11 protein-coding genes and 1 pseudogene are annotated in these 15650 nt (G+C 57.8%); 4 read left to right on the forward strand and 8 right to left on the reverse strand.

The window, feature by feature from the left end:
* Both SO180_RS39570 and SO180_RS39575 read left to right on the forward strand, forming a co-directional pair.
* Positions 1–419, forward strand: a 419-nt coding sequence (locus tag SO180_RS39570; protein WP_449384207.1) for a transposase, incomplete at its 5' end; no start/stop codon positions are given.
* Positions 420–607: 188 nt separating this feature from the next.
* Positions 608–841: a hypothetical protein gene (locus SO180_RS39575; RefSeq protein ID WP_449384208.1), complete on the forward strand. Its 234-nt coding sequence runs from the start codon at positions 608–610 to the stop codon at positions 839–841.
* A gap of 162 nt (positions 842–1003) precedes the next feature.
* Here SO180_RS39575 and SO180_RS39580 read toward each other — a convergent pair whose 3' ends face one another.
* From SO180_RS39580 to SO180_RS39595, 4 genes are all read right to left on the reverse strand, one after another.
* Positions 1004–1582, reverse strand: a complete 579-nt coding sequence (locus SO180_RS39580; RefSeq protein ID WP_449384209.1) for a DNA primase family protein — start codon at positions 1580–1582, stop codon at positions 1004–1006.
* 228 nt (positions 1583–1810) lie between these two features.
* Positions 1811–3226: a bifunctional DNA primase/polymerase gene (locus SO180_RS39585; RefSeq protein WP_449384210.1), complete on the reverse strand. Its 1416-nt coding sequence runs from the start codon at positions 3224–3226 to the stop codon at positions 1811–1813.
* 133 nt (positions 3227–3359) lie between these two features.
* Positions 3360–3608 carry a helix-turn-helix transcriptional regulator gene (locus SO180_RS39590; protein ID WP_449384211.1) on the reverse strand — a complete coding sequence of 83 codons (249 nt, stop codon included), beginning with the start codon at positions 3606–3608 and terminating at the stop codon, positions 3360–3362.
* Positions 3609–3720: 112 nt separating this feature from the next.
* Complete coding sequence (locus tag SO180_RS39595; RefSeq protein WP_449384212.1) at positions 3721–4698, reverse strand: tyrosine-type recombinase/integrase; 978 nt, start codon at positions 4696–4698, stop codon at positions 3721–3723.
* A gap of 756 nt (positions 4699–5454) precedes the next feature.
* Here SO180_RS39595 and SO180_RS39600 point away from each other — a divergent pair.
* Complete coding sequence (locus SO180_RS39600; RefSeq protein WP_449384213.1) at positions 5455–10284, forward strand: AAA family ATPase; 4830 nt, start codon at positions 5455–5457, stop codon at positions 10282–10284.
* Entirely contained in the window at positions 10284–11738 is a 1455-nt protein-coding gene (locus SO180_RS39605) for a hypothetical protein (protein ID WP_449384214.1), read from the forward strand. The genes SO180_RS39600 and SO180_RS39605 overlap by 1 nt, the downstream gene beginning before the upstream one ends.
* A gap of 11 nt (positions 11739–11749) precedes the next feature.
* On the opposite strand, the pseudogene SO180_RS39610 reads toward SO180_RS39605, so the two are convergent.
* From SO180_RS39610 to SO180_RS39625, 4 genes and pseudogenes are all read right to left on the reverse strand, one after another.
* Positions 11750–12854: pseudogene (locus SO180_RS39610) on the reverse strand (IS630 family transposase).
* A 353-nt stretch (positions 12855–13207) separates the two neighbouring features.
* Entirely contained in the window at positions 13208–14074 is an 867-nt protein-coding gene (locus tag SO180_RS39615) for an AbiJ-related protein (protein WP_449384215.1), read from the reverse strand.
* Positions 14071–15129, reverse strand: coding sequence for a helix-turn-helix domain-containing protein (locus SO180_RS39620; RefSeq protein WP_449384216.1), 1059 nt, complete (start codon positions 15127–15129; stop codon positions 14071–14073). The genes SO180_RS39615 and SO180_RS39620 overlap by 4 nt, the downstream gene beginning before the upstream one ends.
* Before the next feature lie 98 nt (positions 15130–15227).
* Complete coding sequence (locus SO180_RS39625) at positions 15228–15404, reverse strand: hypothetical protein (protein ID WP_449384217.1); 177 nt, start codon at positions 15402–15404, stop codon at positions 15228–15230.
* Between the last annotated feature and the right edge of the window lie 246 nt (positions 15405–15650).

Here is a 15650-nt window from a genome sequence, read left to right on the forward strand (position 1 = left end):
CTGAAAAGGCCGACACGCAAAACCTTCAACGGATTCCGTCGGCCAGAACGATCGCTCGTCTCATGACAATCGGCCGGGACTTGCTGACGAAAGCGGAGACCGTCACGATCGCGGCGATCGAAGCTGGCGTACCAAGCTTGGTCGAGGCCCGCGACATCATCGCCGAATTCCACGTGATGATCCGGCGCAAGGTTGAGGAAGGGCTTACCTCATGGATCGAGCGCGCCCGCATCAGTCTCGTCGCCTCGTTCGCGAACGGCGTCGTCAGGGATGAAGCGGCGGTTAGGGCGGAAATCACCTCGCCTTGGTCAAACGGACAGACTGAAGGTCAGATCACGCGCCTTAAGCTCGTAAGACGTCAGATGTATGGCCGCGGTAAAATCGATCTGCTTCAGGCCAGACTAATCGGCGCAGAATAATCGGAGCTGCACCAAAACTGCTACAGAGCCAAATTTGAACGCCGATTGACATCCTTGGAGGCTGCACGGTCAACTTCGGACAAGTCGTTCAGCCCGGCCCGCCAAGGCAGTCCGTCGAGTTCACCTATATGATAATGCCCGCAGCCTTCACTATGCCGGAGGCGCGCGTCACATGGCCCGGAGTCATCATGATCATGACGCCCACTCCCCTGAAAACGGAATTCCCGGATGCGGGCCACGTCTTCAAGGCCGAACAGCTTCCTTCTCTGCACCTTTCGCTTGTCGTTACGCGCGGGAAGTTTTCAGACATGTTGAGGATGTTGGAAACAAAGCGCCTGAAGGATCTTCATTTCACCGTTGAGGACGCAGCCAACGGCTCGTGGCCAGTGTTTAGCTGCGGTATGTCGGCTGCCGTGTCCTAAGAACTCCAAGATGCATCGAGGCTATGCCAGCCATGGTGGCAGGGGTGGCAGGCATTTGTATTAGCATCTTAAAGAAGATATTGCCTTGAATTCATTACTATTTGGCCTGCCACCCCTGCCACCACGGCTCGCTCCTACAGCCGGAGCTTCAGGCCGACCCATTCACTTTCCATGTTTTGACTGTTTATGTGTGAAGTTGTGAGCTTCCCGTAATGAAGCATTTAGCTTTTGAACCGTCAGCGGCTGTTCTCCGTTTTTGCTACACCAGTTGCTGTACCGGTTGAGCAGCGATGACGAAGCCAGCCTGTTCTCAGGATCAACAATTAAGCACTCTGCCACAAACCTTTTGAGATGATCGGCTGCTTCTAGCCATCGCCCTGAAGCCTGCTTCACTTTCTGAGGTTCGGTCAAACCCTCGGCTTGCCACGCCTTACAACCACGCACCGCCCAGGCTAGGATCCCGGGAAGTTCGTCTCGCAGCTTCGCCGGAAGTTCGGGATCCTTTTCCGACTCGGGGATTTGAATGTCGAACGGGATGACCCGTACCCGCCGCCAGAACGCTGTGTCGGTGCCGCGCACGCGCGGCATATCATTCGCCACGAGCCACAGTTTGAAGGCAGGAGTGAATTCAAAATAGTCCTGCCGCATAAACCGAGCCGCAATCGGTTCACCGCCCGTCATGCTTTTTAGCTTGGCTTCATCTAGGTGGCGGTCAAAGTTTGCCTCAATGGCTGTGACCATAGCGAACTCCAGCCAACCGCGCCAAGTCGGCAGGTATGTTGTTGTCATACTGCTTAGTAAGCAATGTCTCGGTGGGTGTATGACGTGAGTAGTCGCCCAGCATGTCCCGCAACAGATTGACAAGGGTGGACTTCCCATTGCTACCGCTCTTGCCATAGCAAAAGAAGAAGACCTGCTCCTGCGTGGACCCCGTCAAAGTACATCCCGCGCACTTCTTGATATATATCATCAAGGCACGATCCCCGCCGTCATGCGGTTCAGAAACTTTCTGAACTGTGGGCACTTGGCTGTCGGGTCGGCGGCGACCGGTATCACTTTGGTTAGGAGGTCCCGAGGATCGTGATCGTCACAATCTCCGGTTCTAAGGTCAATGGTCCCGGTTGTGGTATTCAGCAGCCATGGGTTCGCATCAAGCCTGCTGTCGTCTACCATTACTGAGCTCTTCGCTAGGTCGATCATTCGCTCCAACGAGCCCTTAGAAAGAGAGCTATCGGCGAACTTTCTCCGAGTGGCTTTTGCTTGATCATCCGGCAAGTGTTGCGCCTCGCCAGCTATCAGGCGGGCCGTGCTTTTTGCGAACTCAATGCATTCCAGAAGGCTGTCAGGTTTCCAGCGCTTGCCGTCGAAAACAAGCCATCCCTTTCCGGGGGTATAGAGAATGCGGTCGGCCCAGCGCGACGCGAACCGCTGTGCATTGTCCGTGTCATTTTCACGAAGCTTAGAAAGCTCGAATGTCAGGTCCGAGGTTTGCGACTCGTCTTTGCCAGCGGCAGGATTGTCGATCTGGCTTTTTAGAAAATGAAGGGGGCGGGGGTTCCGGCTCCCAGCGGTCAGACCGCTGCGGATCGTAGGAATGATCTCTGATTCTTCGAGACCGATGTTCCTCGCAACCTCGGAAAGCTTGCGCGTGCAGCCGCCTTCATCAAGAATTCCATAGGGAAGTAGCTGCCCAAGCTTGAAGGCGCATCGATTTAAGCAGTGATTCCGCCGGTGATTCGGTGCCCTTGAGAGCCGTTCCAATTCACGGTCTTGCGCTGCGATCAGGTATGCGGCCAATCGGCGCGAATTATTGGTTGGCACTTCAAGCTGCACCTTGGCGGCCGCTTGCGGGTGATCTGAGGTAGCCAGAGAGAGAAGCCAGTGCGGGGCTTTCGCGATTGACACTTCATCCAGTGCCCGTCCTTCCTTGAAGGCGTAAACTCTACCGGAGGGGTGAACGCTACCGGGGCCTACGACGTAGCCGCCGTCGCCTCTAATATCGAGACCTTCGCCCAGGCTCCCAGCAGAGTTCTTGATCGGAGTTCCGTTGCCCCTAAAATAGCGGTGTTCGCCGCTTCCGGTCAGAACCGTAACCGTCTTTGGCAGCTTGCCATGATCGGAAATCAACTTCGACAGAGAGTGCCTTCCGGCGCGCCCATCGATATCGAGCACAAAGATGTTCGATGTTCCGCCGGTGCTGACCCCGTAGTTGGCCCTAGGATTGTTTCGAAAGTACCGCTTGAGCTCCTTCTTGTTCGTGGTCGCGCCATGTACGCCGCGTTTGATCGCCGGGCGCTTCTGTTCGGCAAGAAGGGGCAGAACGGGTAGGTCTTGTTCTACAAATTGGTGAACAAGATCCAAGATGTCTGTTGATCGCTTTTTCATGATAGGCTCGTTTGATGTTGAGATGCTCGGTCGCGGTTGGCTTACGACCTGGAATTGGGGGCAAGGTTCAGGTGACGCCTGCGCAAGGGGGCCTCCACGTCGCAGGTTTCCTTGCGGCAGTGATCAGTTGACGTCAGCTTGATTCCTCGACGCAGGCGTTCTGCCGCAAGCGCAGCGTTTTCTCGTTCGCCTGCTTGAACTGAGCCGACCCCTCGGTGGTTGATGAGACCGCGCTGAGCGCCATGAACTCGTCGAGGTCCGCCTTGGCGTACCGAATCGCTCTCCCGATGCGGGAGAACTTGGGGCCACCGCCGTAAAGGCGTCGCTTTGCGAGAGTGGATGTAGAAGTGTTGAGATAGTCGGCCGCCAGACGCGGCCGCAAGTATGCGGGTTCGTTAGGTGATTTTGCTTGTGACATAGGTTGTCTCGCGGAAACTTCCGGACCAGCCCGGAAGCGAGACGACACTTAGATGACTGAAGGTTAGCGGGAGCGGTTAAGACTCAAATCCTGGAAGCCGAACACCTTGTAGCTTCGCTCGCGCAGAGATCGTTCGCCACGGCCGGTTGAGGTCGGCGCGCGGCTTATCCTCTTGGTCTGAATAAATGACGTACTGGCCTTTGCGGTCGAGGCTTGACAAGACTGCAAGAGCAGGGACGTTGAGCACGATAGCTTTTCGTCCTGTCTTGGAGTCTGGCAGCAGCAGCAATCCGCGTTCAAGGTCCACGTAATCCCACTTGAGGTGAAGAATCTCGCGAAGGCGAGCGCCAGTCAGGATCAACAGACGTAGGGCTGCTGCTGCATACGGGTCGATCTTGGTGCGCCGATTTTCGGGTTTGGGTGCGTGTTTGGAGGTGGGCTTCGTCTCGTCGATCTCGTATGGAATGCCGACCGTCTCGGCTTCCCGAAGGGCACTGCCAAGGCGGGCGAGCTCGTCGGAGTTCAGGAACCGCTCACGGCGGTTCTCCCGGAACGCGCGGATTCCCTTGGTCGGATTATGGCCGACCGGAACGATGTTACAGGTTGCGGCATAACGAAAAATCGAGGAAATGCACTCTAGAGTGCGGTTGGCATTCACCGTGCTGGTCTTGCCGATTTTAGTGTGAAGCCGCGCAAGATCGGCCGTGGAGATTTTCTCCAACTTGATCCGGCCAAGGTGGGGGACGGCATGTTTCCTGATCGCGATTTTATGATTGGTGATCGTGCCGGGTTTCAATTTCGCCTCGGCTTCTTCGGACAGATACCGTTCGGCGAATTCGCTGAATGTGAGTGATTGGCGCTCGTGAAGCCTGTCCTTCATTGGATCGCCGCCCAGGGCCACGTTGGCAAGCAGTTCCTTTGCGGTCTGGCGCGCTTGCTCGGGCGTGAACTCGCGCGAGCCAAAGTAGAACCGCTTCTTGGCGACGCGCCGACCACCGGCTCCTGGCCGATATTCTATGAACCAACCGAGGGAGCCGCTCGCGCCGACGCACACCGAACCCTTTTAGTTCGGCGTCGTACTCGATGGAGGGGAGGGGACCAGCAGCGATGGCGTCAACAGTACGTTTGGAAATCTTGATTGGCATACCAGGGCCGAATAGCGGTGAACATAGGGATCAGGCCGGAATGAGCAATCATCGTTCTCATAACCTGAAGGTCATAGGTTCAAATCCTATCCCCGCAACCAAGATTTCAAAATAAAATCAAAGAATTAGCCCGCCTCTGGCGGGCTTTTTCATGCCTTACAAGTGCTTTCCAAGCGGTACAAATGAAAACCGTTGTTTTCCAAACAGTTACGTCGATTCCGCCGACGATTCCCAATCGCTCCTAAAAACTCCACGGCACAAAACTGGCACAAAACGGCACAAAACCGAGGTGCTTATCACGGGAAATTCGGCCTCCGAAATGAAGGCATGAACTGGATGGGCATATCGTTCGTCCTTCGCTCGCGAGATGCAGCAGCCAGAGAGCTCGGCCTTGAGGTCGTTGGTTGAAGTCCGGCTCCCGCAACCACGAGGCCCAAACTTGCCGGAAACTCCGCCCGACATGGGCGCGACATGATATGGGAAAGATCCTTGCTGCTTTTGGAACTACAGAGCCTCTAAGCTTCCTTGGCTCCAAAAAGCGTTTGCCAGGTCCGATCCCGGCTACTCGCACCACTGAACTCAATTGTACTATGGCACCCGACCGGCAATCACCTACAGCAAATGAACTTCTCGCTACGGGTGGTGGTAACGCCACGGCGGCCGGGGTGAGCTTTCAGGCGTCGGTCGGCGCAGCCTTCGCTTGCCGCCTTCTTGCAGATCGCAGTCTTGATGAACGGCTCCGGCTTGGCAATCCTACACTTGTTTCGATCCGTTTCGAAGCCGAAACTCCGCTCGATGACATTGTTGTCGAGACCAGCGCTGGAGGCTGGGTCTTTGTTCAGATAAAAACAAGCCTTTCTCTGTCTACAAGATTGGACAGCGAACTTGGAAAAACGGCCGAGCAAATCGTCCGGCAGTTCCAAGCCTGCGCTTCCGGAACCGGAGAACGCGGCTGGGACCGGCCGCTCGTTCCCGAACGAGACCGGATGCTTATCGCGGTCGGCCCTGACGCGCCGGCCACGATCAAGCGTGACTTGGCAGTTGCGCTGGCCACAACGCAGGCCCCCGCCGCCGCTCCTCTGCCTCAAGCTCAGCAGCAAGCGCTCGACAAAATGCGCGCGCTGCTTGACAGCGCGTGGCAGCAGATCAACGGTGTCCGCCCCGGCAGCGACGATCTTGATAACGTCATACGATTCCTTTCGATCATCGATTTCAATCTGGATGGGCCGGACCGCACCGCAGCGGTCGAAACGCTCGCGCATGTCACTGAGAACGCGGCCGACGCATCGGCTGCCTTCTCAACGGTCGAACGCCTGTGCGAGCGCCTTATGGCGACCAGACGCGGCACCGACGCTGCCGAACTGCGCCAAGCGTTGGCAGGCCGTGGCGTGCGGCTTCGCGCCGCCCCTACCTATAGGTTGGATGTTGAACGTCTGCGCAACTACAGTGCGCGCGTTCAGGCACATCTGACCCAATATGAAGAGACCAGAGTTGGCGACGTCGAGATCAAGATCGAGCGCGACTGCACGACCGCGACCGTCGAAGCGGCGAGCGACGGCTCGCTGGTTCTTGTCGGTGAACCCGGCGCAGGCAAAAGCGCCGCCGTTAGCGCGGCCGCCGAGCGTCTACGCGCGGCAGGCAACGAAGTCATAGAGCTGGCGGTCGATCGCCTCCTTGTCGATTCTCTTGACGGACTGCGGATCGCGCTTGAACTGGATAACGGCGTCCGGCGGGTTCTCGAAAACTGGCCCGGAGCCGGTCCCGCCTTCCTATTCATCGACGCGCTTGACGCCACCCGAGGCGGCAAGGCCGAGGCCGTGTTTCGTTCGCTCATCTCGGAAGTGCTCGAACTGCCGGGCGGCCGCTGGCGCGTCATCGCATCAATCCGGACGTTCGATCTCAAACTCGGCGAGCAATTCAAGAATCTGTTTGAAGGCGAGCCGCCATCGGACAGATACGTCGATTCCGCGTTTCCCAATGTACGCCACCTCCATGTTCCGCGCTGGTCCGATGACGAACTTGGCCAACTCAGGCAACGCGCCCCCTTGATCGCGGCTGCGCTTGATCGCGCTGGCGATCGTCTCCGCGATCTGGCGCGCGTGCCCTTCAATACCCGTTTGCTCGCCGATTTGATCGGCGATGGCGTGTCGCCGGACGTGTTCGGCGGCGTTGGCCTCCAGGTCGAGTTGCTTGCGCTCTATTGGCAACATCGTATCAGCCCTCTCGGCAGCGGCGCCGACCTGTGTCTTAGAACGGCCGTCGAGCAGATGGTTGCCAACCGTGGCCTGCAAGCGAACCGCTTGACGGTCGCGCAGAGCGATACTGCAGCGTTCGATCAGCTCCTGCGCCATAATGTGCTCATCGGCGTATCTGGTAACCGCTACGTTGCGTTTCGCCATCACATTCTCTTCGATTATGCCGCGAGCCGCGTCTTCATCGACCCCGCAGACGTCGAAGCGACAGGCGACCTCTTGCGCCGGGATCGCGGCCTCGGGCTCATGCTCGCTCCAGCGCTTTCCTATGCGCTGCAAGACTTGTGGGTTACCGGCTCAACCGGCCATCAACAGTTCTGGCAAGCCGTTGCGCATTTTGCCGGTGACCATACTTCCGATCCCGTTGCGCGCAGCGTCGCGGCGCGCGCGGCATGCGAGCTTCCAGATCTCGCCGACGACATGCGCGGCTTTGTGGCGCTCCTTTCAGGAGCCCCCGCAACACAACAGCTGGCATTTCAAGCGTTCTCCCATATTGTCGGTGCTCTCTCCGTCAGAATCGAAGACGGCCAAGCGCTCCAGCTTGGTCCCTGGTGTTTTCTCGCATCCGCCACCAGCAACCACATTTCCGATATTGCATGGCCGTTGCGCACGTTGCTCTTTCTGCTCTCAGAGCGGACCCTAATGCCGCAGCAACTGGCCGAGCTCGGCCTCGCGTCACGTCGGCTGCTCGACCATGCCATTCGTCAGACCGGCAAGTGGTCCCAGATTGCGTCGGCCGCCGTCGGCTTCGTCGCCGACACCTTTGAAAGCGATGGCGCCGCGTCGCGCCGCTGTCTCGAACAGGTTCTGACGCCCGATCGCCTGCGCAATCACGCCCATGAAGAAATGCCGTGGCTGGCGCGGAAGGTGCTCAAGATCGGGAATGGAGACCCTTCGTTTGTACCCGACATCTACAGGGCTGTTTTTAGCCACACCGTCACGGAAGACGAGCCGACCAATATTGGAGATAGCCAAATTCTGCCGCTGCGCAGCAACCGGCGGCAAGACTACGAGATGGCGCGATGGACATTGAAGGAAGCCTTTCCGCGGTTCCTTCAAACGCATCCTATCGAGGGCGTCCACGCTCTGGTGGCAGCCCTTCAAGCTTATGTCGAAGATAAACATCCGCTCGAAGAAACCGCCGAAGAGGTCACCGTTCGCGCGGGAGCATCAACTGGCAGGCTCATAAACGACCGCAGTCACATCTGGGCCTGGAACCCGGACGATAGGCACAGCGACAACGCCGTTAGTCTGGTCCAGACCTTTTCGGCACGCCAGAGAGAGGCGAGCGAAGACGAAGCGCTCCAATTGGCGAACGAGGTGATCGCTCATAACCGGCTGGCGATTCTCTGGTCGAGATTGTTTAGGGCTGCCTCCAGGCGCAACGGACCATTCGCCGTCTTTCTTTTGTCTTTCGCCAGACAGCGCCCCTTCCTCCTTTCGCAGGACACCAGCAAGGACGCCATCGACCTCATCGCGTCCAGCTACACCGCGCAAACGATCGAGGCCCCCGAGAGTTTTGAGCGTGATGTGCTCGCAATCGACTTTCCGCTCTCGCGCGACCCCGAAAGAGCCAGACAGCATTTCCAGCTGCGGGTTTTCCGGACGATTGGCATCGAACATCTGGTGACGGTGGAAGCCCAACAGATTCTCCGCGACGCCCCAGCTATTACACGAGACCAGACCAACCCTCGTCCTTTTGAAATCTTCACGGGCTCGGGCAACGGCGGAGACCGTTATTGGTGGCTGCGCGAAGACAATATTGACGTCACCGCCTCGTCGAATGCCGAACTCCTCGCTCAACTCGAAGAGGTCAACAGCCGGTTCGGTCTCGATCCGCAAGGTCCGCTCACAGCCGACCCTCTTGAAGGCGTGGCGCTGTTGAGCGCCCTGTGGCGCTCAGCCGCGGAAGCGACCGGCGCAGCGGGCGCCAAGGTCATTTCCTACGCCAAGGATACCGTTGGCCGCGGCTGCACGAAACTGTCCGAAAATACCGATGTCCTGCGAGCGCGGCCCGACGCAATCGCCGCGCTCTGCGATCTGCTCGACACGCTGCTCGCCGATACGACGCCGAACATCACTGAGGAAGACGAGTCAAAAGACGAAACGGCCCTTGCTTCAGTCCGAGGTGGGCGGGTTGATGGCGCTGAAGCCGTCATGAATCTCTGCCGCGTCGATGCCGAGACAGCGGCACGTTTCTACGACGACTTGGGCCGCTCGGCGCGCGACGCCCATCCTGCCGTCCGTTTCGCCATCGCCTGGCGGCTGGTCATGCTTTGGGATACCGCCCGCGAGCTCATGTGGGAACTCGCCGATGTCTTTGCAGAGCATGAGACCAACCCGCGCGTCCTGCGCTTCTTCGCAGATTTCCTCACGCGCGTTCTTCACGTCGATCCCGCACGCGTCGAACAGTTGGTTTTCACCATCCTGCCGAAGGCCGAGCAATTCCAGGCCGAGGACAAGAATGACCTCATGGAGGCGCTCGGCAGCATCATGGTCATTCTCTGGGTAACTCATGTTCGTAGCGCGGCGCGAGCGCGGCTCGATTTATGCCTGTCGGATCCGCCATCCCACGAGCCCGAAATAAGTCACGCCATTCCGTCCATCCGTGGCGGCCTTGTTGTCGGTTACGGCACAACCAACACAAACGATGCCGCGATACGAGCGCGATGCCAACAGTTTGCAGCCGAAGTCGTCGGGGTGTGCGCGACAGGTCTGCAACGGTACTTCGACCTGCGGCGTGAGGATCAAGCGCAGGATGCGAACGCAACCGCAACCACGTTCGCTAAGCTGCTCGACAACATGTGCGATCAATTCTACTTCGCGTCCGGAGCATTCCGCGACAACGCGAACGAGGAAGAGCCGCTCGCCGAGAACGCGTCGAAAGCAGCGTTTTTCAACGACAACTACGCGACCCTCCACCGGATCGGTGATGTCGGCACGCCTCACACAATCTTACATTTGATCGAGATGCTCGGTTACTTGATCCCCGCCGATGCCCCGCGCGTATTCGACCTCGTTGCTCATGCGCTGCTCACAGCCGGGCGCAAACAACGATTCCAGTTCGAGTCGCTTGGCGCCGACCGCTTTGTCCAAGTGATCGGCGTCTTTCTTGCCGATCACCGCGAGGTCTTCGACGACCTCGGGCGTCGTGATCAACTGGTTGCCTGTCTCGAAGCTTTCGTCGATGCCGGATGGCCCTCCGCCCGGCGTCTCCTCTATCGCCTGCCGGAACTGCTTTAGTGAACGGCCCCCGCGACAAGGCACGCTTCAAGTCCACGCTCCACCACATCTTCGAGGCGTTCAGTTCGAGGTCGAGCGGATCGGGACCGCCTGCATTTATCGGCGCGGCCTATCGTGATCCGCTCGAACATACGACGCGGCGATATGTCATTGACGACATCCTAGTCGCACTCGGCTGGAATCTCGGTCGGTTAACACAAGAGATCGTCGAAGAGGCCCGTGCTCAAGGCGACACCACGCTCTTCCTCGACTATCTGGGCGTCAATCCCACGACGCAGGTACCGTTGCTCATCGTGGAGGCCAAAGCATGGGCAAAACCGCTTGTAACGCCGTCATTCGCTGGTGCCGCTCAGCAGATTCTCGCAAGCCCCTCAAACCACGAATCTTTGATCGCCAAGGCGATCGAGCATTGCAAAGCCGGAGGCCAGCCCAACCAATCCCCGGTCATCCTCGAATGGGCGCAATGGTTACATAAACTCCACCAATACGTCACGACGCTCCACAGGCAGAGTGGGCATGTGGTGCAGTGCCTCGCCATCACGGCAGGCCGCTGGTGGGTCATCTTCACAGACCCGAACGAAACTTTCGTTGCCCGAGGCAACGTCACACCCGCCAATATTCGCGTCATCGACGAACGAGATGCCGTCGCTCACTCGGACGAGATTTTCGATCACCTCGCGCGTCAGACCCTTATCAACGATCCACCAGACCTTATCCAGCCGGGCCAACTGTCAACCTATACTGCTCCTGCGGATGTTGTCCGGCTCTTTCATGCCCTTTGGATCGCGCGCAAGCGAGATGGCGCGCACTTTGATGCGTTTCCACAAATCAACCTCTATCCGGCAGTCATTGTCGAGCGCCGGGATGGCCAACTGATCTCCATCATCGATAGCCGCCGGTCGCGCATCGCGGTGCCTCACAACTACGCCGACCTGGCGAGACATTTTCAGGAAGTTGAAGCCAGTTCGGTTGCGCTCCTGCAAGCCGTGAATGGCGAACTGAACACGGCGCTCACTGCCTCGCCCCTTTCTGCCTTTCCGGGATTCCCCACACTGGCGAACAGTCGAGTTCCGGCCGACGCCCCGCAAGCCGCGACGTTCTTGAATTCATCGCCTAAGCCCGATGAGTTCTTGCTCGTTACGGGCACGAATGCCCACTATTGCCTGCCGCGTCCTATCGTCGATCCATGCGCCGGGCATAATTGGAGCGACTGCCTCGCCCTTCGAGAGAACAAACTCAGCGCTCCGGTGGTAAGCCGCAGCTTTGAACCGGCATCCTTTTTTACAACGCTTGAGCTTCACCATTGCGCGCACCGCAGCATGCACGATCGACGCGAACACCGCTGTCAGATCGCGCCGTTCGAAGAGTTCTTGTGCTGCAGAGCCTGCGTCTTCCAACAGGTTTGTTGGCCAGCCGCCGAACTCAATCGACTGCCATGTGGCGTCATGACCTAGTCACGTGAATCTTAAAGTTCGCCACATAAAGTCTGCTGAGCTTTGTGACAGAAGCGTCTGACAGAAGCCAAGATCTGGTCTGCGGACTTGGTCCATTTGAAGGGCTTCGGGTTGTTGTTGTGCAGTTCGATGAAGGTACGGATGTCGGCCTCGAGCTGCCTGACGGAGGTGTGAGCACCTCGCTGGATTTGCTTTCTGGTGAGCTCAGCGAACCAGCGCTCAATCTGATTGATCCATGACGCAGAAGTCGGCGTGAAGTGAACATGATAGTGCGGCCGGCGAGCGAGCCACGCTTTGATCTTGGGCGTCTTGTGGGTGGCGTAGTTGTCCATGACGATATGGACAGCGAGCCCCTCAAGGATTTGAGCGTCGACCTCTTTGAGGAACTTTAAGAACTCGACCGCCCGATGGCGCTTGTAGCATTTGCCAATGACAAACCCGGAAGCGACATCGAGCTCAAAAGCGTGGTCGTACCATGCCGCACGTAGCTGTGCGTGCGACGTTCCGGTACGCCAGGCATCATCGGCAAGACCGGTTGCTCGCGATCGAGTGCTTGTATCTGACTCTTTCATCAACGCTGAGGACAACGGCTCGGTTCGGTGGGGACAGGTAAAGCCCGACAATATCGCGCACCTTATCGACGAACAGCGGATCGCTCGACAGCTTGAATGTCTGGCTGCGGTGCGGCTGCAAGCCGAACGCCGTCCACATTCGGCGGATCGTGGTGTGAGAAAAGCCAGTTTCCGCAGCCATCGAGCGGATCGACCAGTGCGTCGCATCGGGCGGCGTTGTACGCAATGTCCGCTCGATTACCTCAGCAACCTGATCGTCGTTGATGGTTCGAGGGCGCCCAGGGCGGGCTTCGTCAAGCAGGCCATCACAGCGATCCTTCAAGAATCGGCGGCGCCACTTGCCAACGGTGTGTTCATGGATGCCAAGTTCGGCAGCCACTGACTTGCTTGGCAGGCCATCTGCACACCGTAGGATCGCGCGGCACCGCTCAGATAGCGACCGGGCCACACGATGACGACGAACCTGCCTTTCTAAATATGCTCGCTCTTGCGGACTCAGCACCAACGGCTCGATTGGCCGGCCTCTAACACCTGCATTCGCCACAAGCGCTCTCCTCTGCAGAGATTCGAGCCATCATATAATGTGCCGAACTTTCTTTCCAGATGACTAGGTCGCCTGAGCGGCCTTGCCGCAGCCATGTACTGGCCCGAGATCGCTGCCGCCTAAACGGCAACCTTAGTTCGAGCCCACCTCGCGTTCATTTCTGAACGAACCGATGCAATTCCTATTCGAAGCAAACGCCGCCGACTACGGCGAACCAATCGCGGACTAATGAACGGCGCTTTCTCCCGTTGTCGGGATTTCAAAATAGGACTCTACTGCCCCCGGGGCCTGCGTCTCGAACTGTAAGGCTGCCGGACGCCGTTGCGATCGTGATTTCCGGCGCCTCGGAATTCTTATCGCGGCGGGCGCCCGCGCCGGCCGGCCAAAATCGCCAGCATGTTGACGACCGACAGCGTTCCCTCCGCGCATAGCGCGGCCATCCGGAAATCAGCGGTGCGCTTATGTTGAAGGGCCAGTGACAGATTAACCGCAGCCCTCGCATGGGCGCGAGCCTCTTTGCTCTCCGAGCCTTGCAAGTCGCTCTCGAATATTGCTTCCAGCATCCGCTTCGCGTCGCTGGAGCTTGGCGGAACGCCGTCGGTCGAGGGATGAAGAGCAGGATCGTACACTTCCTGCGCAACTGAAATCAGCACTTCGCGGCAGAGCAGGCCGACAGCTTGATATTGTTCCTCCGTAGCCGCTGTATCGAGCCGCAGGCGTACCTCCTGTAGCTGGCGATCAACCTTCTGCCAGCCGGTCGGCTCCTCGAAGACTGCAACACGTCCAATTTGTTGTGGCGCAAAGATCGGCTTTCCTGACACCTCTTTGACGGCGACAAGTTTCCAGCCGTCCGGGGCCAACTCTTTGTTATAGATATCAACAAGCTCACGGACCCGATCCGGGTCTGGTCGAACAATCGGATGCACAGTCTCGCAGAGAAATCTTAGAAACTGCTCATCGGATTCGTATAAGAGATTGAACCGGGAGTCATGGAAGACCCAATCATCCTCCCAGTCATTGTTGCGGACCCGATGCTGATAGATATCGCTGCTGGCGTTACTATACCGGTAATCGTCCGACGGAAGATTGTTGAGATCGTAAAGCCGCGCCAAGAATTCGTTGTCTTGCAGTCGCCCGGACCAGGGCGTTTGGCTCATTGTGAAATAATCGATGATCGACCGGCGAGTGACTTCCGAGATCCCCATTTCGTCCGCGCTCATTGCGTCATGCCTTCCAGAGCGAAGGCAACATCGCTCACCAGTTGACCATGCGGGAAGAAGTCGGCGGCGTGTAGCGCTCCTAGCGCTTCCTCAAATTGCTGATACTGGACCGATCCGTTTCCTGCCCGCTTCGCGAGTTCGTCGATTTCGTCTGCGATTGCCTTGATGTGATCTTCGCGCCGTTTTCGCTCGGCGGGTCCAAAGCTTCGGGGGCCATCCTGTACGAACAAGTGAGCGTGGGCGCGCACATATTTGGCGAGTGCGGCGAGACTTTGCGGCCCTTTCGCACGCCGCACGCACTCGCGTTGTAGTTCGCGTTGGTCCCAGAGAAGATCGCCGTCTTTTGTCATTATAAAAGGTTCGTAGTATCCCGGCGTGCCGAGGTCTTTACATGCTTGTTCAACCGCAGCGCTTGCCGTTTGAAATTCCAGTAGCTGTTGCTTCGCTACCCGGCCCTTACTCGGGCCATCGTGGACGACAAGCAAAACCGGCCCGTAATTAGGACTCTTTTTCTCCAACGCCTTCGCAATGCAGTAAACGGCGTCCTCGATCATCATCCGATCGCGCTCCGTATCCGGAGCGCTGTCCGTCCGACGGTAGGTGCCAAGCGAAAAGCTGCCACTCTGAAGTTTGTAAAACGAGACCTCCATTGTTTCCAATGAAGCGCGACACGAATCGCAGTCCACAGTCCAGGGAGCCTTTGCCCCGCCGCGAGCCTCGACGCGCTCAAGCACGGCGTCGAGATTGATCGTATGTGAGCGATGGCGCGTGATTTGGTCTTGATCGTCTCCGGCGATCGAAACGCTATCCGGTCGCCATGGCAGGTGGCGCTCATGCAGCCTTACCCAGGCCCTGATCGCTTGTTGCGCGGGTCCAGGAATTTCCTCGCCGTCCTGCCACCGGCGAACGGTTCGAGGAGAGACGCTTAGCAGTTGCGCGGTTTCGCTGGGCGAAAGACCGAGGCGGAGCAGGTATTGGTTAAATTGCTCTGGTTTCATAACTTGCAACTTCCATGACGTTTTGTCAAAATATAAGTGACAAAATGTCAAAATCACAATAGGCGTCTTGGTCGTGCCGCATCTCTCCTGCGAAATCCGCTACAAATCCTAGACAAACTGTTGATATGCCCGATGTTCTGTATCGTGATCCCAGTTCATGAGCTCTGACTTCGCGCGCCAAGAAATCGCGCCGCAATGCGCCCCGGCTGCTCCTCCGAAAGTGACGCTTCCAGATCTTCCTTGCTTGCCGGTTCAAGCACCACCTGCTGGCCAAGTTTCTTGGCGAGCAGCAAGTCGAGTGCTGCCCAGATCGAGATATCGACCTGATACAAATAGCCATCCAGCGAGGCTCCGCCGCCTGCGCGCTATTTATGATGTCTTCGTCGTCCGCCATGTGCTTGGTGAGTTTGCCACTAATCAAACTGAAATCTGAGTAATAAGGCATTCAAACCAAGGCTCAACCCCGAAAGCATATCGAGGCTGGCTTGGGCGCTCTTTCTGATGCGTCTTGAGCACGCGATCATTGAGCCAAATCCTGTAGCAGTTCATCGGCTCTCTCTCTTCTGCGGTCGCAAGAC

It is taken from the genome of Bradyrhizobium sp. UFLA05-112 (assembly GCF_053572325.1).